This window comes from Sphaerisporangium siamense, assembly GCF_014205275.1.
GTDB classification, from domain to species: domain Bacteria; phylum Actinomycetota; class Actinomycetes; order Streptosporangiales; family Streptosporangiaceae; genus Sphaerisporangium; species Sphaerisporangium siamense.
This window is the reverse complement of the sequence record NZ_JACHND010000001.1, coordinates 5,806,886-5,829,806: the sequence shown is the minus strand read 5'-3', so window position 1 is coordinate 5,829,806 and position 22,921 is coordinate 5,806,886. Positions and strand designations below refer to the sequence as shown.

The 22,921-nt window shown below is 69.7% G+C and carries 26 protein-coding genes; 17 read left to right on the top strand and 9 right to left on the bottom strand.

Annotated elements, in window-relative coordinates; all coding sequences use genetic code 11:
* Positions 1 to 13: 13 nt before the first annotated feature.
* Positions 14 to 1,159: an RNA polymerase sigma factor gene (locus BJ982_RS26875; RefSeq protein ID WP_184884546.1), complete on the bottom strand. Its 1,146-nt coding sequence runs from the start codon at positions 1,157 to 1,159 to the stop codon at positions 14 to 16.
* Positions 1,156 to 1,563, bottom strand: a complete 408-nt coding sequence (locus BJ982_RS26870; RefSeq protein WP_184884544.1) for a YciI family protein — start codon at positions 1,561 to 1,563, stop codon at positions 1,156 to 1,158. Before BJ982_RS26870 ends, BJ982_RS26875 begins: the two co-directional genes overlap by 4 nt.
* Positions 1,564 to 1,774: 211 nt before the next feature.
* On the opposite strand from BJ982_RS26870, the gene BJ982_RS26865 reads away from it, so the two are divergent.
* The 5 genes from BJ982_RS26865 to BJ982_RS40600 all read left to right on the top strand — a co-directional run bounded on the left by BJ982_RS26865 (position 1,775) and on the right by BJ982_RS40600 (position 3,913).
* Positions 1,775 to 2,101 (top strand): PadR family transcriptional regulator, encoded by a 327-nt coding sequence (locus BJ982_RS26865; protein WP_184884542.1) that lies wholly within the window; start codon positions 1,775 to 1,777, stop codon positions 2,099 to 2,101.
* Positions 2,098 to 2,454, top strand: a complete 357-nt coding sequence (locus BJ982_RS26860) for a DUF1048 domain-containing protein (RefSeq protein WP_184884540.1) — start codon at positions 2,098 to 2,100, stop codon at positions 2,452 to 2,454. Before BJ982_RS26865 ends, BJ982_RS26860 begins: the two co-directional genes overlap by 4 nt.
* Position 2,455: 1 nt before the next feature.
* The gene (locus BJ982_RS26855; RefSeq protein WP_184884538.1) at positions 2,456 to 2,782 is read left to right on the top strand and encodes a DUF1048 domain-containing protein; all 327 of its coding nucleotides are present in this window, start codon (positions 2,456 to 2,458) and stop codon (positions 2,780 to 2,782) included.
* Between the two features lie 291 nt (positions 2,783 to 3,073).
* The gene (locus tag BJ982_RS26850) at positions 3,074 to 3,211 is read left to right on the top strand and encodes a hypothetical protein (RefSeq protein ID WP_184884535.1); all 138 of its coding nucleotides are present in this window, start codon (positions 3,074 to 3,076) and stop codon (positions 3,209 to 3,211) included.
* A gap of 90 nt (positions 3,212 to 3,301) precedes the next feature.
* Positions 3,302 to 3,913 carry a YdeI/OmpD-associated family protein gene (locus BJ982_RS40600; protein WP_184884533.1) on the top strand — a complete coding sequence of 204 codons (612 nt, stop codon included), beginning with the start codon at positions 3,302 to 3,304 and terminating at the stop codon, positions 3,911 to 3,913.
* A 269-nt stretch (positions 3,914 to 4,182) separates the two neighbouring features.
* On the opposite strand, the gene BJ982_RS26840 is transcribed toward BJ982_RS40600, so the two are convergent.
* A complete protein-coding gene (locus tag BJ982_RS26840) occupies positions 4,183 to 5,130 on the bottom strand; it encodes a helix-turn-helix transcriptional regulator (RefSeq protein ID WP_203958802.1) in 948 nt (315 codons plus the stop codon).
* A 62-nt stretch (positions 5,131 to 5,192) separates the two neighbouring features.
* Between BJ982_RS26840 and BJ982_RS26835 the strand changes: the two genes are divergently transcribed.
* Entirely contained in the window at positions 5,193 to 6,134 is a 942-nt protein-coding gene (locus tag BJ982_RS26835) for an alpha/beta fold hydrolase (RefSeq protein ID WP_184884529.1), read from the top strand.
* Here BJ982_RS26835 and BJ982_RS26830 read toward each other — a convergent pair.
* Positions 6,103 to 6,657, bottom strand: a complete 555-nt coding sequence (locus tag BJ982_RS26830; protein WP_184884527.1) for a recombinase family protein — start codon at positions 6,655 to 6,657, stop codon at positions 6,103 to 6,105. The two genes, BJ982_RS26835 and BJ982_RS26830, sit on opposite strands and share 32 nt — an antisense overlap.
* Before the next feature lie 563 nt (positions 6,658 to 7,220).
* On the opposite strand from BJ982_RS26830, the gene BJ982_RS26825 reads away from it, so the two are divergent.
* Genes BJ982_RS26825 through BJ982_RS26805 form a run of 5 tightly spaced genes read left to right on the top strand, consistent with a single transcriptional unit; the run spans position 7,221 to position 10,745 of the window.
* A complete protein-coding gene (locus BJ982_RS26825) occupies positions 7,221 to 7,550 on the top strand; it encodes a PadR family transcriptional regulator (RefSeq protein WP_184884525.1) in 330 nt (109 codons plus the stop codon).
* A 2-nt stretch (positions 7,551 to 7,552) separates the two neighbouring features.
* Positions 7,553 to 7,966: a DUF1048 domain-containing protein gene (locus tag BJ982_RS26820; RefSeq protein ID WP_184884523.1), complete on the top strand. Its 414-nt coding sequence runs from the start codon at positions 7,553 to 7,555 to the stop codon at positions 7,964 to 7,966.
* Positions 7,966 to 8,730: an ABC transporter ATP-binding protein gene (locus tag BJ982_RS26815; protein ID WP_184884521.1), complete on the top strand. Its 765-nt coding sequence runs from the start codon at positions 7,966 to 7,968 to the stop codon at positions 8,728 to 8,730. The genes BJ982_RS26820 and BJ982_RS26815 overlap by 1 nt, the downstream gene beginning before the upstream one ends.
* A 9-nt stretch (positions 8,731 to 8,739) precedes the next feature.
* Positions 8,740 to 9,501, top strand: a complete 762-nt coding sequence (locus tag BJ982_RS26810; protein WP_184884519.1) for an ABC transporter permease — start codon at positions 8,740 to 8,742, stop codon at positions 9,499 to 9,501.
* A gap of 35 nt (positions 9,502 to 9,536) precedes the next feature.
* Complete coding sequence (locus tag BJ982_RS26805; RefSeq protein ID WP_184884517.1) at positions 9,537 to 10,745, top strand: cytochrome P450; 1,209 nt, start codon at positions 9,537 to 9,539, stop codon at positions 10,743 to 10,745.
* A gap of 25 nt (positions 10,746 to 10,770) precedes the next feature.
* Here the strand turns inward: BJ982_RS26805 and BJ982_RS26800 are convergent, their stop codons facing one another.
* Positions 10,771 to 12,066 carry a coiled-coil domain-containing protein gene (locus tag BJ982_RS26800; protein ID WP_239122632.1) on the bottom strand — a complete coding sequence of 432 codons (1,296 nt, stop codon included), beginning with the start codon at positions 12,064 to 12,066 and terminating at the stop codon, positions 10,771 to 10,773.
* A 177-nt stretch (positions 12,067 to 12,243) separates the two neighbouring features.
* The gene (locus BJ982_RS26795) at positions 12,244 to 12,702 is read right to left on the bottom strand and encodes a winged helix-turn-helix transcriptional regulator (protein WP_184884515.1); all 459 of its coding nucleotides are present in this window, start codon (positions 12,700 to 12,702) and stop codon (positions 12,244 to 12,246) included.
* An 84-nt stretch (positions 12,703 to 12,786) separates the two neighbouring features.
* Here BJ982_RS26795 and BJ982_RS26790 point away from each other — a divergent pair, with 84 nt between their 5' ends.
* The 4 genes from BJ982_RS26790 (at position 12,787) to BJ982_RS26775 (ending at position 17,818) form a co-directional block, all read left to right on the top strand.
* Complete coding sequence (locus BJ982_RS26790) at positions 12,787 to 13,947, top strand: MFS transporter (RefSeq protein ID WP_184884513.1); 1,161 nt, start codon at positions 12,787 to 12,789, stop codon at positions 13,945 to 13,947.
* A gap of 144 nt (positions 13,948 to 14,091) precedes the next feature.
* Complete coding sequence (locus BJ982_RS26785) at positions 14,092 to 14,787, top strand: TetR/AcrR family transcriptional regulator (RefSeq protein WP_203958800.1); 696 nt, start codon at positions 14,092 to 14,094, stop codon at positions 14,785 to 14,787.
* A 243-nt stretch (positions 14,788 to 15,030) separates the two neighbouring features.
* Entirely contained in the window at positions 15,031 to 16,173 is a 1,143-nt protein-coding gene (locus BJ982_RS26780; protein WP_184884509.1) for an FAD-dependent oxidoreductase, read from the top strand.
* A gap of 409 nt (positions 16,174 to 16,582) precedes the next feature.
* A complete protein-coding gene (locus BJ982_RS26775; protein WP_184884507.1) occupies positions 16,583 to 17,818 on the top strand; it encodes an epoxide hydrolase family protein in 1,236 nt (411 codons plus the stop codon).
* A gap of 39 nt (positions 17,819 to 17,857) precedes the next feature.
* On the opposite strand, the gene BJ982_RS26770 is transcribed toward BJ982_RS26775, so the two are convergent.
* The gene (locus BJ982_RS26770; protein WP_184884505.1) at positions 17,858 to 18,361 is read right to left on the bottom strand and encodes a winged helix-turn-helix transcriptional regulator; all 504 of its coding nucleotides are present in this window, start codon (positions 18,359 to 18,361) and stop codon (positions 17,858 to 17,860) included.
* A gap of 73 nt (positions 18,362 to 18,434) precedes the next feature.
* On the opposite strand from BJ982_RS26770, the gene BJ982_RS26765 reads away from it, so the two are divergent.
* Together BJ982_RS26765 and BJ982_RS26760 are read left to right on the top strand one after the other, a co-directional pair.
* Positions 18,435 to 19,031, top strand: coding sequence for a dihydrofolate reductase family protein (locus tag BJ982_RS26765; RefSeq protein WP_184884504.1), 597 nt, complete (start codon positions 18,435 to 18,437; stop codon positions 19,029 to 19,031).
* On the top strand, positions 19,025 to 19,861 hold the full coding sequence (locus BJ982_RS26760) for an MBL fold metallo-hydrolase (RefSeq protein WP_184884502.1): 837 nt from the start codon (positions 19,025 to 19,027) through the stop codon (positions 19,859 to 19,861). Before BJ982_RS26765 ends, BJ982_RS26760 begins: the two co-directional genes overlap by 7 nt.
* Before the next feature lie 1,065 nt (positions 19,862 to 20,926).
* On the opposite strand, the gene BJ982_RS26755 is transcribed toward BJ982_RS26760, so the two are convergent.
* Both BJ982_RS26755 and BJ982_RS26750 read right to left on the bottom strand, forming a co-directional pair.
* Positions 20,927 to 21,622, bottom strand: coding sequence for a response regulator (locus BJ982_RS26755; protein WP_184884500.1), 696 nt, complete (start codon positions 21,620 to 21,622; stop codon positions 20,927 to 20,929).
* Positions 21,619 to 22,878, bottom strand: coding sequence for a sensor histidine kinase (locus BJ982_RS26750; protein ID WP_184884498.1), 1,260 nt, complete (start codon positions 22,876 to 22,878; stop codon positions 21,619 to 21,621). Before BJ982_RS26750 ends, BJ982_RS26755 begins: the two co-directional genes overlap by 4 nt.
* Positions 22,879 to 22,921: the final 43 nt, after the last annotated feature.

Genomic DNA, 22,921 nt, shown 5'->3' with positions numbered 1-22,921 from the left:
GCGATGTCGTGGCTCACGGACGCGGCAGTTGCCGTACGCGTGCGGCCTCCCGGGTGAGGTGGTCGCGTTCCGGCACGCTGGTGGCGGCGCGGGACGCCTCGGCGTACAGGTCGGCGGCGCGGGTGAGGTCGCCGGCGCGTTCGTGCAGGTATGCCGTCACCGCGGTGTAACGGGGCAGGTCCGCGGGGACGCCGGCCAGCGCCGCCAGACCGGCCTGCGGTCCGTCGGCCTCGCCGACCGCCACCGCGCGGTTGAGCCGCACCACCGGGCTGCCGGTGAGGAGCAGCAGTTCGTCGTACCACTCCACGATCTGCACCCAGTCGGTCTCGGAGGCGCTCCGGGCGTCCGCGTGCAGGGCGGCGACGGCGGCCTGCGCCTGGTATTCGCCCAGGCGGTCGCGGGCGAGCGCGGCCTGCAGAATGGCCACCCCTTCGGCGATCAGGGCGGTGTCCCAGCGGGATCGGTCCTGCGCGGCGAGGGGCACCAGGCGACCTCCCGGGCCGGTGCGGGACGCGCGGCGCGCATGGTGAAGGAGCATGAGCGCGAGCAGCCCGGCGACCTCGGGTTCGTCGGTCAAGGCGGCGAGCTGGCGGGTGAGGCGGATGGCCTCGGCCGCCAGGTCGAGGTTCCCGCCGTACCCCTCGTTGAAGACGAGGTAGAGCACGCGCAGCACCGTCCCGAGATCGCCCGGCCGATCGAGCGGCAGCCCCGCGATCCGCCGCTTGGCCCGGCTGATCCGCTGCGCCATGGTCGCCTCGGGGACGAGGCAGGCGGTCGCGATCTGCCGCGTGGTCAGACCGCCGACCGCGCGCAGCGTCAAGGCGACGGCCGAGCTCGGCGGCAGGGCGGGGTGCGCGCACAGGAAGTAGAGCCGCAGCGTGTCGTCCGTGGCGGTCGCAGGACCGGCCGGAGGCTCGACCTCCACGGCCAGTTCCCGGCCCCGCCGCGACGTCTCGGCGCGGGCGGCGTCGAGGAACCTGTGCCACGCGACCGTGACCAGCCATGCCTTCGGATCGCGCGGCGGGTCCTCCTGCCAGGTCTGCAGCGCCCGGATCAGGGCCTCCTGCACGGCGTCCTCGGCCGACGCGAAGTCGGCGCCGCGTCGGACGAGGACACCGATCACCGCGGGCACGAGCTCCCGCAGCAGCGACTCGTTCACTCGGTGCCCGTGTGCGCCCCGGAGAGGAACGGCCGCACCTCGAGCCACTCGTAGATCGGCTTGCCGCCGGGGCCGGGCGCGGCGGACAGCTCCCCGGCGAGCTGGACCGCGCGATCCCAGGACTCCACGTCGATGACCATCCAGCCGGCGATGAGGTCCTTGGTCTCGGCGAACGGGCCGTCGGTGACCGGAGGGCGCCCCTCGCCGTCATACCGCACGAACGTGCCCTCGGGGGCCAGCGCCTGCCCGTCGACGAACTCGCCGGTCTCCTCCAGGCGTGCCGCGAAGTCGTGCATGTACTGCACGTGCGCGTCGACCTCCTCCGGCGTCCAGCGGTCCATCGGCTCGAAGGCGACGGTGGGGGTCGGGCCGCCTCGGTAGTGCTTCAGCAGCAGGTACTTCATGGTAGTTCTCCTTCGTCTCGCGGCCCGTCGTGGCCGTTCGTGCCCCTGGGACGGAGCCGGCCCCGCGTTCTCGACACCGGCGGCATGCCGATTTCCAGAAATCGTCGGAGCTCGCCGCTGTCACTGCGCCCACCGGGTATCCGCTCAGTACTCTGTGCTACTATGTAGTGGTACTCGGTACTACAAGGTACCAGGAGTGAAGAGAGCCACGATGGACGACCTGACGGAGATGTTGAAGGGCACGCTTGAGGGGTGCGTGCTCGAGATCATCGGCAGCGAGGAGACCTACGGGTACGCCATCACGCGGCGGCTGAACGAACTCGGCTTCGCCGACGTCGTCGAGGGGACGGTTTACACCATCCTGCTGCGGCTGGAGAAGAACGGGCTCGTCCAGGTGACGAAGCGGCCGTCCGGGATGGGCCCGCCGCGCAAGTTCTATGCGCTCAACGACGCGGGGCGCGAACAGCTCGCAACGTTCTGGGCGAAATGGGAGTACATCACATCGCGGATCGACAAGCTCAAGGAGGGCGGGAGATGAAGTTCTGGGAGGCCATGACAGGCAGCGACCTCACCAGGGACTGGAAGGCCTTCGAAGCCCGGGCCGAGGCGTTGCCGGCCGACTACCGGGCGGCGTGGGAACAGATCAAGGCTCATCTCTTTTCCTACGGGGACTTCACGGGTCGCAACCTGATGCCGATTCTCGACAACGCTCTCGGACTGCTCGAAGAGACGGCGTCCGACGGGCAGAGCATTCACGAGGTGCTGGGCGACGACATCGCGGGCTTCTGCGCGGCGCTGGCCGGCGGAGAAGGTGCCCGGAGCCATCGCGACCGGTGGCGCGAGCAGTTGAACAGGAACGTCGCGAGGAAACTGGGCCGGCTAGGAGGCTGACGTGGGCGTCCGGGACATCATCGAGGGCAAGAAGCAGTGGCGGGCGCACACGGCGCGGGTCAAGGCGCTGCCGCCGGACTATCAGATCGTCTACAAGGAGATTCAGAGGTACATCTTCAAGGTCGGACCGATCGATCTGCTTGACGGGCACCCGCTCTCAGGGATCCTCGACTTCTTCGAGGAGGGCGTCGCGGCCGGCAAGGGAGTCCTGGGACTCATCGGCGATGACGTCGCCGCCTTCTGCGACGATCTGCTCAAGGACTCGCGCACCTACGCGGACATCTATCAGGAGTCCATCAGCGAAAACCCCGGCACGGCCGGGAAGTAACGCCCGTCGACCGGTGGCGGCGCCGTTCTTCGACGGGTGAGCCGAAGGAGAACATCCGGCCCCTGACCGCCGACGACCTGCTTGCCGCCGCGCGCGCCGAGTCGGGGCTTGAGCAGCAACCCTGCGGCCAATGGCGTTAGCGAGCCGATGGGGCAGGGCTTACCGCCACTGACCGGTCCGATGTGGGTCGGCTCGGGTTCGCCCTTCAGCTGGTGACGGTCCGCTGGCTCGGTACGTTCCTGGAGGACCCCCAGCTGAAAGCCCGAGAGCTACCCCGTCCAGGACGAGGACATGGCCCGCCTGTCGCCGTTCGTCCACTCCCACCTAGGCGTTCACGGCACCTACACCTTCGCCCTGCCCGGCCTCGCCCCCGGCGCCATTCGCGACCTGCGGGACCCCGACGGCACCGAGGATGATGACGAGATCTGAGTGAAGGGGTCTCGATCGCCGAGGCCGGCGCCAGCTCAACGAGCCACTCGGACCAGTCGCAACACCGGGTCGCGGTACTAGCCTGCGGTGGTGACCGGAACCGAACTGGACGAGTTGATCGTGGCTGACAGCGCGGCGCTGCGCGCGTGGCTGCTGGGCAACCACACTGCCTCTCCTGGCGTGTGGCTCGCCCTGACCAGGAAGGGCGGCTCCGTCACCACGCTGACCTGGCAGCAGGCGGTCGATGAGGCACTGTGCTTCGGCTGGATCGACGGGCAGGCCCGCAAGCGCGACGAGGAGAGTTCCTGGAGGCGGTTCACCCCGCGCCGGTCCCGCAGTGTCTGGTCCCAGCGCAACGTCGCCAACGTGGCCCGGTTGGAGGCTGCCGGCCTGATGCTGCCCGCTGGCCGTGCCGCGGTGGAAGCCGCGAAGGCCGACGGGCGGTGGACGGCCGCCTATGCACCGCCGTCGGAAGCGGAGCTCCCGGCCGACCTGCGAGCCGCGATCGCCGCCGACCCAGCGGCGCAGGCGATGTTCGAGGTGCTCACCAAGACCAACCGCTTCGCTCTCATCAGCCGGGTCAATGCCGTCAAGCGGGCCGAGACGCGTACCCGGAAGATCGCCGAGTACGTGACGATGCTGGCCCGGCACGAGACGATCCACCCTCAGCGAGCCAGGCCGACGGACCCGCCGACGTCGTGACCGGATGTCTGCCAGAACAGACGAACCCACGTTGTTCACCAGAACTGTGCTCTCGAAACTCCGTCTTGTCCGCTTCAAGAAGCGTGAAGATCTCCGCTGGTGCACGGTCCGAGGAGTGCGACAGCTGCAGGTCGCGTCGGCGTACCTGCGCTTCGCTGAACCGTAGGCATCGCAGGAAGATGACGGAAAGGCGATCGGCGGTACCTTCCCGCGATCGAATCATGCTCGTCGAGCATGCTCAGCACGTGGGCTGAGCGCCCGTGCCGGCGTCAGCTGTATCGCTCGACGAGCGCGTTGCCGATCGAGGCCAGGTGGTCTCGCACACCCGGGGGGCCGGTCACGTCGAGCCATTCGACCAGCCCGGCGAGTTCGCCGGCGAGGGTGTAGTCGTCGTGGCCGCGGATCACGACGTCGATGCGTCCGTTGGTCGTGGTGCCTCCGACTTCGAGTCGGTCGCCGAACCCGATCCGGAGAATGCCTATGGCGTGGGGCGCGCAGACGGCCTGGACCTCCAGAGGTGTTCGTTTGCGGTCGATCTCGTCGGCGATCTCGCGCCAGCTCTCGGCGAGGTCGAAGTCCTCGGGCCGGTGCACGTGATCGCCGGTCGGGTCGGCGGATGTCACGCGGTCGATCCGGAAGGTCCGTCGGCCGGTCTCGGTGTGGGAGACGAGATACCACGCCGGGCCTTTGGCGACGATGCCCAGCGGGTGGACGGTCCTCTCGGTCTCGGCGCCTTTGCTGTCGACATAGCCGAGCCGCACCTGGACGCCGCGGATCACCGCGTCCTGGAGGTCGTCGAGGAAGCGAGGTGGTCGGTGCTCGACCCGGCTCGCCCCCCATCGTCGCGGGTCCATGACCAAGGATGATGCTGCTGCTTCGGCTTGGGCGCGGAAGGGTTCCGGCAGGGCTTGGACGAGTTTGCGCAGGGCTGCTTTCACGGCCGGGGTCGCGGCCGAGGCCGGGCCGGCGACCAGGAACAGGGCGCGGGCCTCACCCGCGGTCAACCCGGACAGGTCGGTACGGGCGCCGCCCATCAGGCGCCAGCCGCCGCCCCGTCCTTGCGTGGAGTACACGGGCACCCCGGCCATGGCCAGGGCGTCGAGGTCGCGGCGGGCGGTGCGCTCGGAGACCTCCAGCTCCCGGGCGACCTCTGCCGCTGTCACCTGCTCGCGCCGTTGCAGCATGAGGAGGACGGCCACCAGCCGGTCGGTTCGCACGCCCACAAGACTCCCACACAAACCGGTCATAAGGTGACCGGTTTCGGCGTCAGGATGGTGCCATGACCTCAACCGATTTCCCCAAGCCCACCCTCATTCCGGTCAACGGTGTAGAACTCGAAGTCTTCGAAGCGGGCCGAGAGAACGCGGGAAGGCCCATCGTGCTCTGCCACGGCTGGCCGGAGCACGCCTTCACCTGGCGCCACCAGATGCCCGCCCTCGCCGCGGCCGGCTACCACGTCATCGCCCCGAACCAGCGCGGTTACGGTAACTCCTCCCGCCCGGCCGAGGTGACGGACTACGACATCGAACACCTGTCGGGTGACCTCGTCGCGCTTCTGGACCACTACGGATACCAAGACGCCACCTTCATCGGCCACGACTGGGGCGCGTTCGTCGTCTGGGGCCTGACCCTGCTGCACCCCACCCGTGTGAACAAGGTGATCAACCTGAGCTTGCCCTACCAGGAGCGCGGGGAAAAGCCGTGGATCGAGTTCATGGAAGACGTGCTCGGCGGCGACTTCTACTTCGTCCACTTCAACCGGCAGCCGGGCGTCGCCGACGCCGTATTCGAAGACAACACCGCCCGGTTCCTCCGCAACCTGTACCGGAAGAACCAGCCGCCGCCGGAGCCTCAGCCGGGCATGGCACTGATCAACCTCGCCAGAGCGCGAACACCCCTCGGCGAACCCATCATGAGCGACAGCGAACTGGCCGTCCTCGTCTCCGCCTTCGAAACATCCGGATTCACCGGCGGCATCAACTGGTACAGGAACCTCGACCGCAACTGGCGCCTCCTGGCGAACGTGGACTCGATCATCCACCAGCCCGCCCTCATGATCTACGGCGACCGGGACCCGGTCGCGAGGTCGGAAAACCTGGCAGAGTTCGTGCCCAACGTGGAAGTGGTCTGTCTGGACTGCGGCCACTGGATCCAGCAGGAAAAACCCGAAGAAACAAACCAGGCCATTCTCAAATGGCTGGACAAGCGGGATGACGCCTAACGTCTCGTGATCCCAGCCTGCGAAAACGCCTGGCCACTGAGGGTTCCGGGCTCACTACCGGCAGTGCGGGGAGTTTGGGCTGTTTGCCCTTGAGCTTGCCGTTTTTCTTCGCCAACGCCATTCCTTCGCGGGTGCGCTGGTGCCCGATGTTCGCCTCGAACTCGGCGACCATGGCGAGGGTCTGAAGGAACAGTCGGCCGAACGGGTCGCTCCAGTCGTGGATGGTCATGCCGACGCCGAACAGGACGCCCCGGCCAGACAGGCCCGTCAGGATGTCGTTGGCCTCGGCCATGTTGCGGGCGGACCGGTCGAACTTCGTCCCGGTGAACACGCTGCTGTCCCAGACGGCAGCGAGGGCCTGGTCGAGGCCGTTCCGGTTACGGCGGGTGGTGCCGGAGAAGCCGCGGTCGATGTAGATGCGGTCTTCTGGGACGCCGAGCGCGCGGAGTTGCTCGGCCTGAATCTGGACGTCTTGCTCATCGGTGCTGCAGCGGGCGTATCCGACGCGACGGGTCTCGGCCACGCCCCAAGTGTTCCGTAAGCCCCCCCCATCACCGGGACAAAGTCCGGAACACCTTTACGGAACACCCCTACCTGGGTCGCGATCCAGGCGGGGTGGTGTTCCGTTGGGGGATCCCCTTACGGAACACCACCCCGAGGACTTCCCGAACCCTGGGGATTGAGCGGCCCGGTCCATCCCACGCAGGCCCGCATCCGGAACCAGCACCCGCATCGGACCGGTCAGTGGCGGTAAGCCCTGCCCCATCGGCTCGCTAACGCCACTGGCCGCAGGGTTGCTGCTCAAGCCCCGAGTCGCGCCGATCCTCTCCGCCGGAGCCGCCGCCGTGGTCGCCCGCGGTGCTCGGCCGGCGGATACCCGCCCGCACGTCCAGCGGCCGGCCAGCGGTAAGACCTCGGGCGCGATCGTCTCCGGACGCGTCTCTAATGGCATCTCGCCCCCCGCACCCACACGCTCAAGCTTTCGCCTTACGCCTCAGCTATTCGGTGTTGCTAGGTACTAGTAGTCAGTGTTACTTTGTACCGGTAGTCAGCGACACCGAGTAGCTGAAACAGGGGAGGCGCTCCATGGGCAAGCTCGTGACGGAGATGCTCAAGGGAACGCTGGAGGGCATCGTCCTGGCGATCCTGTCCGGCCGGCCCGCGTACGGCTACGAGATCACGGCGCAGCTACGGGACCAGGGCTTCTCCGACATCGCCGAGGGCACCGTCTACGCGCTGCTGGTCAGGATCGAGCAACGCGGCCTGGTCGACGTGCAGAAGGTCCCGTCGGAGAAGGGGCCCCCGCGCAAGGTGTACTCCCTCAACGACCAGGGACGGGAGTACCTCGAAGAGTTCTGGCGGACCTGGATCTTCCTGGCCGACCGGCTCGAACAGCTCCGCAAGGAAGGCAAGTAGACATGACCACAGGATCGAACGAGCCGAAGAGCCGCTACCTGCAGTACCTGGAGATCGTCACCGGGTCGCTGGAGGAGAAGAAGCGCTACCGGCAGTACAAGGCACGCATCAAGCGGCTGCCCGAGAACTACCGCATCGCGGTCGAAGCCTTGGAGCGCTACCTGATGCACTTCGGGCCGGCCGACGGCGCCGGCGCGATGTCGATGTACGAGGACCTGGCCGACCTGTTCGAGCAGAGCGCGGCCGACGCCACCCCCATCCGCGACCTCTTCGGCGACGACCCAATCGAGTTCGTCGAGGCGTTCATGGCCAACTACCCCCTCGGCCAGTACCGGGCCCGCGAACGCCACCGCTTCACCAGCGCCATCGCCCGCGCCGCCGGCGACACCACCCCGCCACAGGACAGGACCGCGTGATGACGACCCAGCAAGCCCCGGCGATCCAGGTGAACGGCCTGGAGAAGTCGTACAAGGAACTGCGCGTGCTGCGCGGCGTGAACTTCGAGGTGGCGCAGGGCAGCATCTTCGCCCTGCTCGGCTCCAACGGAGCGGGCAAGACCACCGCCGTGAAGATCCTGTCCACGCTGCTCAGGGCCGACGCGGGCACGGCCCGCGTGAACGGCTTCGACGTCGCCACGCAGGCCGCGAACGTGCGCGAGTCGATCAGCCTCACCGGGCAGTTCGCCGCCGTGGACGAGATCCTCAGCGGGCGGGAGAACCTGGTGCTGGTCGCCCGGCTGCGGCACCTCAAGAACCCAGGCAAGATCGCCGACGACCTGCTGGAGCGGTTCTCGCTGACCGAGGCGGGCGCGCGGAAGGCGGCGACGTACTCGGGAGGCATGCGCCGCCGCCTCGATATCGCGATGAGCCTGATCGGCCGTCCGCCGATCATCTTCCTCGACGAGCCGACGACCGGGCTCGACCCCCAGGCCCGCATCGAGGTGTGGCAGGCCGTCAGGGAACTCGCCGAGCACGGCACGACGGTGCTGCTCACCACGCAGTACCTGGACGAGGCCGAACAACTCGCCGACCGGATCGCGATCCTCCACGAGGGCCGGATCATCGTCAACGGCACCCTGGCCGAGCTCAAGCGACTGCTCCCGCCCGCCAAGGTCGAATACGTCGAGAAGCAGCCGACCCTTGAGGACGTCTTCCTCACCCTCGTCGGCACGAAGTCATAAGGAACAACGATGAGCAAGCATTTCTTCGGCGACACCACCGTCCTGCTGGGACGGTCCCTGCGCCACATAACGCGCAGCCCGGACACCATCATCACGACCGCGATCATGCCGATCGCCATGATGCTGATGTTCGTCTACGTGTTCGGCGGCGCGATCAGAACAGGGTCGGGCTCGTATGTGAACTACATGCTGCCCGGCATCCTGCTCATCACGGTCGCCTCGGGCATCGCCTACACCGCGTACCGGCTGTTCATGGACATGAAGGGCGGCATCTTCGAGCGATTCCAGTCGATGCCGACCGCGCGGTCGTCGGTGCTGTGGGCGCACGTGCTGACCTCGCTGGTCGCCAACCTGGTCTCGCTCGGGGTCGTGATGGTCGTGGCCCTGCTCATGGGCTTCCGCTCGGAGGCGGGAGTGTCGGCGTGGCTGTCGGTGGCGGGCATCCTGGTCCTCTTCACCCTGGCGTTGACCTGGATCGCCGTCATCCCCGGCCTGTCGGCCAAGACCATGGAAGGCGCGAGCGCGTTCTCCTACCCGCTCATCTTCCTGCCCTTCCTCAGCTCGGCGTTCGTGCCGACCGCCACCATGCCCGGCCCGGTGCGCGCCTTCGCCGAGAACCAGCCGGTGACCTCCATCGTCAACGCCATCCGCGCCCTGTTCACCGGGCTGCCGGTCGGCAACGACATCTGGGTCGCCCTCGCCTGGTGTGTCGGCATCCTCGTCGTCGCCTACGCCGTCGCCATGAGGACCTACCGCCGCAGGATCTCCTAGGCGGGCCGCGTGCCCGCCCATCGAAAGGAAGGGTCATGAACGACTTCGTCCACACCCTCACGGCCATGCCGACGGCGCGTCAGCCCGGCTGTCCCTTCGACCCGCCCACGGAGCTGATCCAGGCCCGCGAGCACGGCCCGATCAGCCGCTTCCCCTTCCCCGGCGGCCACCAGGGCTGGCTGGTCACCGGGTACGACCTGGTCAGGTCGGTCCTGGCCGACTCGCGCTTCAGCTCCCGCAAGGAGCTCATGCGCCACCACCCGCTGATCGACTACGGCGACATCGAGGTCCCTCCCGCGCCGCCCGGCGAGTTCCTGCTGATGGACGAGCCGCGGCACAGCCGCTACCGCAAACCCCTGGTGGGCAGGTTCACCGTCCGGCGGATGCGGCTGCTCACCGAGCGCGTCGAGCGGATCACCGCCGACCACCTGGACGCCATGGAGAAGGCCGGCCCGGCGGCCGACCTGGTCACCGCTTTCGCCAAGCCCATCCCCGCCATCGTGATCTGCGAGCTGCTGGGCGTCCCCTACGAGGACCGGGGCCGCTTCCAGGAGAACATCGACAAGTTCCTCGGCGGAGAAACCGGCGACGAGGAACTGCTCGCGGCCTACCTGGCGACCCAGCAGTACCTCGCCGAGCTGGTGGCCGCCAAGCGCGCCGAGCCCACCGACGACGTGCTCAGCGACCTGCTCGACAGCGACCTGACCGATGAGGAGCTGAAGGGCATGGCCCTGATCCTGCTGTCGGCCGGGTTCGACACCACCGCGAACATGCTGGCGCTGGGCACCTTCGCCCTTCTGCGGAACCCCGAGCAGCTGGCCGCGCTGCGCGCCGACCCCGCGCTCGCCGACCAGGCCGTGGAGGAGCTGCTGCGTTATCTGAGCATCGCCAAGCAGTTCCACCGGGTCGCGCTGGAGGACGTCGAGCTGGGCGGCCACACCATCGAGGCCGGCACGACGGTCATCCTGTCCCTCAACACCGCCGACCGTGACCCCGAACGTTTCCCCGACCCCCACAGGCTCGACCTGCGCCGGCAGGACGGCGGCCACCTGGCCTTCGGCCACGGCATCCACCAGTGCCTGGGCCAGCAGCTCGCCCGCGTCGAGATGCGGGTCGCCTTCCCCGCCCTGTTCAACCGCTTCCCCACGCTGCGCCTCGCCGTCCCCGCCGAGGAGGTCAGCCTGCGTCCGGAGACCGCGGACATCTACGGGGTGAAGAGCCTCCCGGTCACCTGGGACGCGTAACCACTGACGCTTCAGGGGTTCCCCGTCAGTCGCCGGCCGGGGCCGTGCCGCCGCGGGTAGGGGGCCTGGTGCCGAGGGTGGCGTGGAGTTCGGCGGTCACGGCGCGTTCGCGCAGGTGGGCCGCCTCGGTGCGCAAGGACTCGGCCTGGGCGCGGAGGTCCTCCACGCGGGCGCGTTCGATCTCCAGCAGAGCGGCGAGCCGGTCCCGTTCGGTGGTGGCCGCGCCTTCCTGGTCGCGGGCCGTGGTCGCCGCCTGCTCGGCGGCCCGGGCGCGGGCCGTCGCCTCGCGTTCGGCCGTCTCGGCCTGCCGCCGGGCCTGCTCGATGCGTTCGGAGGCGTCCCGGCGCGCCAGGTCGGCGTCGGCCTCGGCACGGGCGGCCTGGGCGGTCGCCTTGGCACGGGCGCGTTCGGCGGTGTCGGCACGGGATTGCGCGCGGTCGCGTTCGGCCTCGGCGGCCTCGGCGCGGGCGGTGGCCGCCGCGGCGGAGTGCTCGGCCTGGGCGCGTGCGGTGCGCGCCTGGTCGGCCTCGGCACGTGCGGCGTCGCGGTCGGCGCGGGCCTTCTCCGCTTGCCGTGCCGAACGGGCCGCCGCGGTGCGGGCCTGCTCGGCGTCGGCGCGGGCCTGGTCGGTCTCGCTGGTGGCGGCCTCGACGCGCTCGTGCATCTCGCGGACCGCCTGGTCGCGGGCGGCCTCGGCGCGGGTGGCGCGCCGGGCGGCCTGCTCGGCCGCCTGTTTTGCCACCCGCTCGGTGGTGGCGGCCTCCCGCAGGGCGGCCAGGGCCTGCTCGCGCGCGGTCTCGGCGTCGGCGAGCGCGGTGTCGCGCTCGGCCAGGGCCTCCTCGGTCTGGCGGCGCATCGCGTCGCGTTCCCTGCGGGCGTGCTCGGTGGCCTCGCGTGCCAGCCGTACCTGCTCGAATGCCTGCTCGCGCTCGGTGCGGGCGATGGCCACGCGGGTGTGCGCCTCGGCCTGAACCGCGCTGATCTTGGCTTCGACGCCCGCCGGGCTGAGCTCGTCGGCCAGGACCTGGGCCAGCGGGGCGATCGCGGCGGCCAGCCCCTTCTCCATGCGTTCGTACAGCTCTTCGGCCCGCGCCAGCGAGCCCTCCAGCCCGGGGGTGGCCCGGCGCAGCTCACGTTCCCGCTTGGCGGCGGCCTGGCAGTCGCCCTGCGCGCAGTACTCCCGCGGCCTCCCCCGCCCGCCGCGCTGCTCCACCACGGCCCCACAGTGCCGGCACGGCCGCACCGCCGCCCCAACCGCCGCGTCCGCCTCGACCTCTCCGTCGTGCGCCCCCGCCGGGTCCTCCCCCGCCTTCACCGTCATGCCGAGCACCCTAGCATTTTCTATTTTCCAGAAATTCGAATCCGAAAAATAAGATCCGTTGCGTGTCGCTTCGCAGACGATAACCAACGGGAACGTGAGTTCCCGCAAGTAATCCACAGCGACGACGACCACACGCACCGACGTGACGCGGGCCGTCCGGCCGTCGCGACACTGCCGTCAGCGGTGCTTTCGCACGGAGGTCGTGTCGACGTCGGCGGGTTCACCGTTTGAGCCGACCGGGCGGAGCTCCGGAAGTGGGAGGCCGTGTTCGTCGACGAGGACGGAGTGGGGCTCGCTGGGGGCGAAGGCGTGGCGTTCGCCCCACTGGCGCAGGGCCACGATGACGGTGAACAGGTCGCGCCCGGCGGAGGTCAGCGTGTAGAGACGCCGTTTGCCCGAGGGCGCGGTCTGCCGGTCGAGGACGCCGCGCTCGACCAGCCGGCGGAGCCGGTCGGTGAGGATGTTGCGGGCGATGCCGGTGCGCTGCTGGAAGTCGGTGAACGCGCGCGCGCCGTCCATGGCGTCGCGGACGATGACCAGGCTCCAGCGGTCACCGATCAGGTCGAGGGTCCGCGCCACCGGGCAGGCCGGGTCGGTCCAGGTCACATTTTCGGCGTTGACCGCGTCCTGAGCCATCGCGCCTCCCGAAGAGTTGCTGATTGAAACCATTCTGCCCTACCTTGAAACAGTTGCAATCTGCTACTAAATGCGGGGGCATGGATGGGCCTGACCGTTGGCCGAAGGACGCTGTTCGCCGCGGTCTGCGCGGTCGCCGTCGCGAGCATCTACGCCGCGCAACCGGTACTCGCCCAGATCGGCAGCGATCTCGGCGTCCCGCAGGCTCGCCTGGGATGGATCGTCGCTGCCGGGCAGCTCGGCTACCTGGCAGGACTTGCCGTTCTCGTCCCGCTGGGCGACATGATGGACCGGCGCAAGCTCATGGCGGGGCACCTTCTGCTGACCGCGGCGGGCACGGCCCTTGCCGCGACGGCCACCCGGACCTGGGTGCTGCTCGTCGGACTGGTGGTCGCGGGACTGTTCGCGGTCGTCGTGCAGACGACGGTCGCCTACGCCGCCGCCCTGTCCTCCCCCGAGGAACGCGGCCGCGACCTCGGCGTGGTGACCTCCGGTGTCGTCATCGGCATCCTCGGCGCACGCGTCGCGGCCGGCGTGCTGGCCGCGGTGTGGGGCTGGCGCGGTGTGTACGTCGCGCTCGCCATGCTGCTGGCGACGCTGGCGTGCCTCGTCCTGAGAACACTGCCGCCGGACACGCGCGCCGGCCACACCACGTATCGACAGGTGCTGACGTCGCTCGGCGACCTGTTCAGCGAGCGCCTGTTCATCTCGCGCGGGCTGATCGCGTTCTTCCTGTTCGCCTCCTTCGGCACGCTGTGGAGCGGCCTGGCACTCCCCCTCGCGGCCGCCCCGTGGCATCTGAGCACGGCGCAGATCGGGCTGTTCGGCATCGCCGGCCTGGCCGGCGCTCTCGGCGCAGCCCGGGCGGGACGCTGGGCCGACGCCGGGTTCACGAGCCCCGTCACCGGCGGAGCGCTCGTCCTCCTCACCGCCTCATGGCCGGCCATCGGGCAGGCGTCGTGGTCGCTGTGGCTCGTCGTCATCGGCGTGGTCGTGCTCGATTTCGCCGTCCAAGCCGTGCATGTGAGCAACCAGCACCTGCTCACCACGGCCCACCCGCACCGCACCAGCAGCGTCATCGGAACCTACATGATCTTCTACTCCCTCGGCTCCGCCCTCGGCGCCACCACCACGACCACGGTGTTCACCGGCGCCGGATGGACAGGCTCCGCCATCCTCGGCGCGGCCTTCGCAACCTGCGCCTTCGTGGTCTGGGCATCCAGCCGCCGCGTCCACCGGGCTTGAGCAGCAGCGGTACAGCGGTCAACGCTGAGATTGATCATGGTCCGGTCGTGGCCGGAAGTGCCGCGCACAGGTGAGCGGCTCCCGTACTCGGGGCGCCCCAATCGAGGGATCCTGTATTACGAACATGTTCGTTACGATCGGCTTGTGACTGCGAGAAAAGAGCCGATCAGCCGCCGGGAGCGTCCGGCGAAGCCTGCCCTGTCCCGGCGCGGGATCGTGGACACCGCCGTGCGGATCATGCGTGCGGAGGGGCTGGGGAAGGTCACGATGCGCCGCCTGGCGCAGGAGTTGGACACCGGCCCGGCGTCACTGTACGTCTACGTCGCCAACACCGCCGAGCTGCACGCGGCCGTTTTGGATTCTCTGCTCGGCGAGGTCGACCTGACCGGACGGGACGGCGGTGATGACTGGCGCGAGCAGCTCCGTGCCGTCATGACGTCGTACACCCTGGTGCTGTTCGAGCACCCGCAGCTCGCGCGGGCCGCGCTCGTCACCCGCCCGAGCGGCGAGAACTACCTGCGCCTGCTGGAGCGCATCCTCGCTCTCCTTTCGTGCAGTGGCGCCGGCCGCGAGCAGGTCGCCTGGGGGGTGGACAAACTGCTCCAGGATGCGACGGCCACCGCCGCCGAGCACTCGACGCGCGAGCACGAGCCCGCCTCCGAGGACGAGTGGAACGCCACCGTGCGTGCGCTGCACGCCCTGGACGCCACCACGCATCCGGCGATCACCGCGCATATGCCCGCCCTGATCGGTGGCTCGGCGCGGGACAGGATCCGCTGGAGCTTCGACGTCCTCGTCAACGGCATCACGCACACACCGGTCCCGGGCACCGTCGACTGATCTTCGGGCGGGGCGGGCCGCCCTGCCGACGGGAGGGGCGTAGGGAGCGGAGATCTCTCGCCGCTCGCTACTGGCGCTCCGTTGGACGAACTTGTTCGCCACGAACATGTTCGTTACGATGACGGGAGTGGCCGAGGCATCGCTTGCCGCCCCGTCGCGGACACCGCCCTCCGAAGGGGCCGTGCGGCGCCGGCGGCGATCACTCGGCGGACAGAGGTGGTCCCTACTTCTTCCGGAGGCCTCATGAGCACCAGTCATCTTCCTGTCGCGATCATCGGCGGAGGCCTCGGCGGCCTGACCGCCGCCCGTGTCCTGCACGTCAAGGGCATCGAGTCGGCGATCTTCGAGCGGGATGCGTCGGCGGCGGCCCGTACCCAGGGCGGGATGCTCGACATCCACGAGGACAACGGGCAGAAGGCGCTGCACGCCGCCGGCCTCCACGACGACTTCCTCAAGATCGTCCACGAGGGCGGGCAGGCCATGCGCCTGCTCGGCTCCGACGGCACGGTGCACGTGGCCGAGGAGGACGACGGCACCGGCGGCCGGCCGGAGGTGGACCGCGGCCACCTGCGCGATCTGCTGCTCGACTCTCTGCCCAACGGCACGATCCACTGGGGCCGAAAGGCCACCGGTGCCCGGGCGCTGGGCGACGGGCGCCACGAGGTGACGTTCGCCGACGGCTCCACCATCACCACCGATCTCCTGATCGGCGCGGACGGCGCCTGGTCCCGGATCAGGCCGCTGGCCTCGGACGCCGAGCCCACCTACACCGGCATCTCCTTCGTCGAGACCGACCTGTTCGACGCCGACACCCGCCACCCACGCAGCGCCGCGGTCATCGGCGGCGGGTTCTTCATCGCCTTGGGGCACGAACGCGGTGTTCTCGCGCACCGGGAGGCCGACGGTAGCCTCCACGTCTACACGGCACTCAAGATCGACGAAGGCTGGCTGGACACGATCGACTTCACCGACCAAGCCGCCGCCAAGGCCGCGGTCCTCGCCCACTTCGAGGGCTGGGACGAGGACCTGCGCGGCCTGGTCGCCGACGCGGAGACGATCATCCCGCGCCGTATCCACGCCCTGCCCGTCGGGCACCGCTGGGACCGCGTGCCGGGCATGACGCTGCTCGGTGACGCCGCCCACGTGATGTCCCCCTTCGCCGGGGAGGGCGCCAACCTCGCCATGTTCGACGGCGCCGAACTCGCCCTGGCCATCGCCGCCCACCCCGGCGACACCGAGGCCGCCCTGGCCGCGTACGAGGAGGCCCTCTTCTCGCGCGGCGAGGCGTCCGCCGCCAAGTCCGCCGCCACCCTGGACACGATGTTCGGCGAGCGGGGCCTGGAGCAGATGACCGCGTTCTTCACCTCCGGCCCGGCAGCCCAGTGACGGCCGCCCTGACGCCACCCCTCCCTCAGCCACATCCAGGTGGAAAGAAGCTCGCGATCATTCGGTCCTGGGCGCCCCCTGGAGCAACGCCCTCGCCATGACTCGCCGCAGCACAGCCCCGGCGGCTAACTGAAGCACCTCCCGCACGGATGTCCCGCCGCTGAAGTGCGCGGTCCGGCTGCTCCAGCACGCAGGCTTGGCGTTGATCGCTGTACCGGTGATCCCCTCGGCCGTGATTGGATTGGCGACGCACCTTCGCGCTGGAATGGCTGGCTCGTTGGGCGCTTCCGGTGCTTGTCGTCATTCGATCGTTCGCCGACGGGCCGGGCGGCCGGAGAACTCCTGACGGAAGGCCATCACGGCTCGCCGCCCGACAGGCCGACGGCACACCCCAGTAAGGAACCATGCGATGAGCACCCCGCACGCCTTCCCCCTGGAGCCCACCCCGATCCGCGTGTCCGACGAGGTCCTCGATGACCTGCGCGCCCGTCTCGCATTGACCCGTCCGCCGCTGGACGAGGGGAATGGGGACTGGTCCTACGGCGTCCCGGACGGCTATCTCCGTGAGCTGGCCGCCTACTGGCGGGACGGCTACGACTGGCGCAAGGCCGAGGCCGCCATCAACGTCTACGAGCACTACCAGGTGAGCGTCGCCGGTGTCCCGGTGCACTTCATGCGCAAGCCCGGCCGTGGCCCCTGTCCGATCCCGTTGATCCTCACCCACGGCTGGCCGTGGACGTTCTGGCACTGGTCGAAGGTGATCGACCCGCTCGCCGACCCGGCCGCGTCCGGCGGTGACCCCGCCGACGCGTTCGACGTCATCGTGCCGTCCCTGCCCGGCTTCGGTTTCCCCGGCCCGCTCAGGGGCTTTCCTGACGTCAACTTCTGGAAGGTCTCCGACCTCTGGCACATCCTGATGACCGAGACCCTGGGGTATGAGAAGTACGCCGCCGGGGGCTGTGACATCGGCGGGATCGTCTCCAGCCAGCTCGGCCACAAGTACGCCGACGAGCTGTACGGCATCCACATCGGCTCCGGGCTGCCGCTCGACTTCTTCACCGGCCCCCGCGCCTGGGACTTCGCCCGGAATCGGCCCCTCACCGACGACCAGCCCGCCGACGTCCGCGCCCGCATCATCGAGATGGACCACCGCTCGGCGTGCCACCTCGCCGTGCACATGCTCGACGGCGCCACCCTGGCCCACGGGCTGAGCGACTCGCCCGCCGGACTGCTCGCCTGGCTGCTGGAGCGCTGGAACGCCTGGAGTGACAACGGCGGTGACGTCGAGTCCGTCTTCACCAGGGACGAACTGCTCACCCACGCCACGATCTACTGGGTGAACAACTCCATCGCCACGTCGATGCGCTACTACGCCAACGCCAACCGCTACCCCTGGTCCCCCGCCCACGACCGCACCCCGGTCGTGCAGGCCCCGGTCGGCCTCACCTTTGTCACCTACGAGAACCCGCCCGGCATCCACACCGCCACCGAGCGCGTCCAGGCGTTCAAGAACGGCCCGCAGGGCGACTGGTTCAACCACGTCAACGTCAACGCCCACGACCACGGCGGCCACTTCATCCCCTGGGAGAACCCCGACGCCTGGGTGAACGACCTGCGCCGCACCTTCCACGGCCGCAGGCCCTGAGCGCCCCTGCGGGAGAAGGTCAGGGCGGGGGACGTTCCGTCACCGTTGATCGGCGTGTTCTCGCTCGGCGGCCGCGGCGTAGGCGGCGTCGAGGCGCTCGAGCGGGCCTGGACCGTCGTGCGGCTTCGGCGGGGCGCCGAGGTGGCGGACGCGGAGCTCGTCCATGAGCTCCTCGACGAACGCCGGACCCTCATCGCGCATGAGCTGCTGCCGGCTGCGGAGCTCATCGCTGCCCGTGCGCCAGTCGAGGCCCCAGTTTCCGAGAGCGTAGATGATCGGAAGAGTCTGGATGCCGGCTTCGGTGAGGCTGTAGCGAGCGCGCTGCCCCCGCGCGGCGGTGCCGCGGGTGAGGATCCCCGCCTCGACGAGCCGCACGAGGCGGTCGGCGAGGATGTTCGAGGCGATGCCCTCGATCGACCCGGTGAGCAGCGCCCGAAAGTAGCGGCGGTCGCCGAAGATGACGTCGCGCAGCACGAGCAACGACCAGCGATCTCCGAGCACCTCGACGGCGGCGTTGATCGGACACCCGGACCGTGGTTCCACGATGCCTCCTTGACAGGTATTTCGCCCTCAATATAGTAGTTGCACATTGCAAGCACTTGGGGAAGAGGAGCCGATGGGCCGCTTCGTCTACTCGATGCAGGTATCCCTCGACCTGCGCATCGAGCAAGTTCCAGGGGACAACGGCGCCGGCGAGTGGCTGCGCATCGGCGAGGAACTGCACCGCGAGGCCAACGCGTGGGCGCGGGCGCTCGCGCTCATGGTCCACGGCCGGGTCTACTACGAGGTCATGGAGGAGCACTGGCCACGGGCGCGCGAGGACGCGTCGCTGCCGGATGTCATGCGCGAGTACGGCGACATCTGGACCGCCAAGCCCAAGGTGCTCGTCTCCCGTACGCGCCGCAGCGCCGATCACAACACCCGGATCATCGGCGGAGACGACGCGATCGAGCAGCTCGCCGCCCTGCGGGCCGCGACCGACGGCAGCATCAGCGTGGGCGGCGCGGCGCTCGCCACGCAGCTGCTCCGGGCCGGGCTTCTTGACGAGTTGCTGCTCTTCACCCATCCCGCGATCCTCGGCTTCGGCAGGCCCGTGTTCGACGACTACGACCTGCCGATCGATCTCGACCTGCTGGAGCAGCGATCGTTCGAGCAGGGCGTCACCATGCATCGCTACGCCATCCGGGACGCGAAGGAGGCGACCTCGTGCTGAGGCAGGTCGCGGAGGGTGTGTGGGTCCACGCAAGCGAGTTCGTGCAGAGCAACGCCATTGCGGTGCAGGGCCGGGCCGGTGTGTTGCTCATCGACCCCGGGGTGACCGGCTCCGAGATCGACTGCCTCGCGAACGACCTCCGCGAGTTGGGTCAGCCCGTCGTGGCAGGGTTTTCTACGCATCCGGACTGGGATCACCTGCTCTGGCACGCCCGGCTCGGCGAGGCGCCCCGTTACGGCACGGCGCGCTGCGCGGCCACTATCCGAGATCTACTGTCGGACGCCGGTACGAAGGATCGCATCGCCGCCCACCTGCTCGAGACGGAGATCGCCGGGCAGGTACCGCTGGACCTCCTCGGCCTCATTACCGGCCTGCCCGCCGAAACCGCGCAGATTCCCTGGGACGGCCCCGGGGTCCGGATCATCGAGCACCAAGCGCATGCCCCGGGCCACGCGGCACTGTTGATCGAGGAACGCGGGGTTCTCGTCGCCGGCGACATGCTTTCTGACGTCCTGATCCCGATGCTCGACCTGGACGGCACCGCGAACCCGATCGAGGACTACCTCACCGCGCTGCGACTGCTGGAGGGCGTAGCGGGCGGCGTTGACGTCGTCGTCCCGGGCCACGGTTCCGTCGGCGCATCCGACCAGGTACAGGCACGGATCGAACAGGACCGGGCGTACGTACTCGCGTTGCGGAACGGCCAAGCCCCCGCCGACCCACGACTCGGCCCATCGGCCAAGCCCGGCTGGGAATGGGTGAGCGACGTACACGAAGGACAACTCCAACGCCTCACCCAAAGAAACGACCGCGACGAAACGCCCCGCTAGCGATCGGCGTGCGACACCGCCACCGCACGCGGGCCGCCGCTCGGGACCTGGGGCAGCGGCACGACGTTCTCCCATCGCCCACACCGACTCCGCCGGCCTTCGTACCACGCGGCCACCGTTCTACCCCTTTCCCACGGACCCGCTCGGCGGCACCCCTGTGGTTCTCACGGGGAACAGACCGGCGAGGGCGGCGGTGAGAACGGGCAAGCCGATGGCCAGGGCGGCGATCGACGGCCACGGGGTATCGAAGCCGACTCGGGAGGGCACCGGTTCCCATTCGACCGAGGTCGTCATCGGCCACGCCAGAAGAAGGCCGATGGTAGACCCGGCGGCCGCACCGATAACGGTGCCGCAGGCCGTGCCGAGCCCCATACGGCACGCGGCGAACAACCGCAGGATCGTGGTCGAGCCTGCGACCCGTAGCAGGACACGCCGCGATCGGGAGCCGCCGGACCGCCCGGCCCCGGCGAGCGCGCAGCCGAGGGCGACGACGAGCGCCGCCAGGACGAACCGCCGCCAGGACGAACCGCCGCCAGCCGGTCGGTTCCTGGAATCCCCGTTCGACGTAGGTGGTCGCGGTGTCACCCAACCGGTGGTCGAGCCGGGCCCGCTCGATCGCCGATGTCCGATGGAGGGAAGGGTCGATGATCAGTTGCTCAGGCTCCAGGTCAAGGCCCAGGTCTCGCGCCACCTTCGCCGGGATGAACACCCTTTCCACGTCGGGACCGGCGGGCTTGGCGACGGTCGCGGGAATGCTCGTCCGCGAGAGCGGCCCCTCCTTGGGGGGCGATCCGGAGTCGTAGATGACCGTCACAGTGTCGATGTCCACGTCCTGAGCTGTAACGACTACGACCGTATTCTCGTCATAAGGCGTCCACGGGTCTCCCGTGAGATAACGGAGCAGCGCTCGGTCACCGATGAGACCCGCCGGAGAGACGTTTTCCAAGTCCGGTAATTCCGTCTACCGTGGCGCGCATCTCCCAAGTGGATCCATATGAGGGCTCCTGTCAGCAATACGGCGCCTCTTAGTAGCAGGAAATCGGATCGGGCGGTCGGCGCTCGGGCTCAGTTCTGGTCGAGTGTGTGGTCGGTCGTCGGGTGTGCGGAGGAGCCGGGAGTGACCAGTCCGATTTCGTAGGCGAGTACCACCGCCTGTACGCGGTCGCGGAGGGCAAGTTTCGCCAGGATGTGGGCTACGTGGGTCTTCACCGTGGCGGGGCTGAGGATCAGTCGGTCGGCCAGTTCGGCGTTGCTCAATCCGGTGGCCATCAGGCGTAGCACCTCCAGTTCGCGGGGCGTCAGGGCCGAAAGGTCGCGGTGGATCGCTTGGTCGCGGCGGGTGAAGCGCTCGACCAGGCGGCGGGTGATGGACGGGGCGAGCAGGGCGTCACCGGAACGCACCAGCCGCACCGCGGCCACCAGGTGCTCGGGGGTGACGTCCTTGAGCAGGAAGCCGCTGGCTCCCGCGGTCAGCGCGGCGTAGACGTACTGGTCGAGATCGTAGGTGGTCAGGATGAGGACGCGGGTGCCGCCGACGGAGCCCGCGACGATCCGTCGGGTGGCCTCGATCCCGCCCATTTCCGGCATGCGGATGTCCATCAAGACCACGTCGGGGGCGGTCCGCCGGACGGCGGCGACGGCCTCCATGCCGTTGGCCGCCTCGGCCACGACCTCGATGCCGTCGGCGGTGAGAATCATCCCGAATCCGCTGCGCACCAGCGCCTGGTCGTCGGCGACCACCACCCGCAGGGGCCCGCTCACGCCGTGCTCCACGGCAGACGCGCCTCGACCCGGTAACCGGCGCCGGCAGGCCCCGCGCGCAGGCTACCGCCGTAGATCGCCAGCCGTTCCCGCAGTCCGGCCAGCCCCCGGCCCTGCCCGTCCCCCGCCCGTGCCACGTGTGATCCGCCGGTGTCGGCGACCTCGATCTCCATCCACTCCCCGTGGTACCGGATCGCGACCGACGCCGCCGCGCCGTCGGCGTGCTTCATGGTGTTGGTCAGCGCCTCCTGCACCACCCGGTAGGCGGCCAGCTCCACCCCTGGCGGCAGCGGGCCGGGCGGTCGCGCCACGTCGGCGCTGACCGTCACGCCGGCCGCCCGTATCCGCGCGATGAGCGCTTCCAGCTGGTCGAGCCCGGGTTGCGGCTCCAGGCCGTCGGCCGGGAGGCCGGCCTCCTCGTCGCCCGGGCCGGCGAGCAGGCCCATGACGTGGCGCAGTTCGGCCATGGCCGCGCGGCCGCTGGCCTCGACCGCGAGCATGGCCTGCTTCGACCGTTCCGGTGCCGCGTCCATCACCTTGCGCGCCGCTCCCGCCTGGATCAGCATCACGTTCACGTTGTGCGTGACGACGTCGTGCAACTCACGCGCGATCCGCGACCGCTCCAGTTCCACAGCCCGGCGCGTGGCCTCCTCCTGCGCGCGGCTCGCCTCGTCCGACCGCCGGCGCCACAGGCGGACCGAGCCGGCCACGACCCCGGCGGTCAGCAGGACGGTGAACGGCCCCAGCCAGCCGGGCAGGCTGCCGACGGAGTTCTGGAAGGCCACGCCCGCCAGCACGGCCGCCACCGCGAGCCCGCCCGTCGCCAGGACCCGGTACCGGCTGTAGGCCATCGCGCTGTAGGCGGCGAGGGCGCAGGTCGCCACGGTGATCCAGGTCGCGTCGTCGTGCGTGGCCAGCGCGGCGAGCAGCACCACCCAGAAGGCGCCGAGCGGGCTCAGCCGCCGCACCGCCAGCGGCAGGGCGGTCGCGATCACCAGTAGCGCGGACGGGCCCTGCGGCGTTTCCCAGGTGGCCACGACCGGGTACGCCCCCTCGGCCGACGGCTCGACCACGGGCGGCAGCCGCAAGGACCCGGCCAGGGAGATCCGATACGGATCGTCCGCGATGGAGGCGGCAGCCGCCACCGCGAGGCCGGCCAGGACGAGGGCGACCAGCAGGTCGGCGACGAGCGCCCGCCGGGACGGGCGAGCACGCCGCTGATCGGGGCACAGGAGATCCAGCCACGTTGACACCACCCAGGCATTCTCATTTACGCCCCATAAGCACGGCGTCGGTCGC

Excerpts from the sequence above, each read along its gene's own strand:
- BJ982_RS26790 (WP_184884513.1), top strand. The coding sequence starts at position 12,787 with ATGGGCCTGACCGTTGGCCGAAGGACGCTGTTCGCCGCGGTCTGCGCG.
- BJ982_RS26850 (WP_184884535.1), top strand. The coding sequence starts at position 3,074 with ATGGCCCGCCTGTCGCCGTTCGTCCACTCCCACCTAGGCGTTCACGGC.
- BJ982_RS26825 (WP_184884525.1), top strand. The coding sequence starts at position 7,221 with ATGGGCAAGCTCGTGACGGAGATGCTCAAGGGAACGCTGGAGGGCATC.
- BJ982_RS26815 (WP_184884521.1), top strand. The coding sequence starts at position 7,966 with ATGACGACCCAGCAAGCCCCGGCGATCCAGGTGAACGGCCTGGAGAAG.
- BJ982_RS26775 (WP_184884507.1), top strand. The coding sequence starts at position 16,583 with ATGAGCACCCCGCACGCCTTCCCCCTGGAGCCCACCCCGATCCGCGTG.
- BJ982_RS26780 (WP_184884509.1), top strand. The coding sequence starts at position 15,031 with ATGAGCACCAGTCATCTTCCTGTCGCGATCATCGGCGGAGGCCTCGGC.
- BJ982_RS26860 (WP_184884540.1), top strand. The coding sequence starts at position 2,098 with ATGAAGTTCTGGGAGGCCATGACAGGCAGCGACCTCACCAGGGACTGG.
- BJ982_RS26800 (WP_239122632.1), bottom strand. The coding sequence starts at position 12,066 with ATGACGGTGAAGGCGGGGGAGGACCCGGCGGGGGCGCACGACGGAGAG.
- BJ982_RS26805 (WP_184884517.1), top strand. The coding sequence starts at position 9,537 with ATGAACGACTTCGTCCACACCCTCACGGCCATGCCGACGGCGCGTCAG.
- BJ982_RS26765 (WP_184884504.1), top strand. The coding sequence starts at position 18,435 with ATGGGCCGCTTCGTCTACTCGATGCAGGTATCCCTCGACCTGCGCATC.
- BJ982_RS26810 (WP_184884519.1), top strand. The coding sequence starts at position 8,740 with ATGAGCAAGCATTTCTTCGGCGACACCACCGTCCTGCTGGGACGGTCC.
- BJ982_RS26795 (WP_184884515.1), bottom strand. The coding sequence starts at position 12,702 with ATGGCTCAGGACGCGGTCAACGCCGAAAATGTGACCTGGACCGACCCG.
- BJ982_RS26870 (WP_184884544.1), bottom strand. The coding sequence starts at position 1,563 with ATGAAGTACCTGCTGCTGAAGCACTACCGAGGCGGCCCGACCCCCACC.
- BJ982_RS26820 (WP_184884523.1), top strand. The coding sequence starts at position 7,553 with ATGACCACAGGATCGAACGAGCCGAAGAGCCGCTACCTGCAGTACCTG.
- BJ982_RS26835 (WP_184884529.1), top strand. The coding sequence starts at position 5,193 with ATGACCTCAACCGATTTCCCCAAGCCCACCCTCATTCCGGTCAACGGT.
- BJ982_RS26865 (WP_184884542.1), top strand. The coding sequence starts at position 1,775 with ATGGACGACCTGACGGAGATGTTGAAGGGCACGCTTGAGGGGTGCGTG.